Raw genomic sequence first — 202 nt, 5'->3', positions numbered from 1 at the left:
GCTGTTCGGCGCCGAGTACGCCAACGTGCAGCCCCACTCGGGTGCCTCCGCCAACCAGGCCGCGCTGTTCGCGCTGGCCCAGCCCGGCGACACCATCCTCGGGCTGGACCTGGCGCACGGCGGCCATCTCACCCATGGGATGCGGCTGAACTTCTCCGGCAAGCAGTTCAACGTGGTCGCCTACCACGTGGACGACTCCGGT

The 202-nt window shown here is 69.3% G+C and carries 1 pseudogene; it reads left to right on the top strand.

Annotated features, from left to right (window positions below):
* Nucleotides 1–202 (top strand): annotated as a pseudogene (locus IH68_RS51595) (serine hydroxymethyltransferase); the annotation flags it as partial.

The organism is Streptomyces sp. NRRL S-646 (genome assembly GCF_000720765.1).
Taxonomy (GTDB): Bacteria; Actinomycetota; Actinomycetes; order Streptomycetales; family Streptomycetaceae; genus Streptomyces.
Note: the sequence above shows the minus strand (reverse complement) of the source record. Positions and strands in the feature narration are given on the sequence as shown.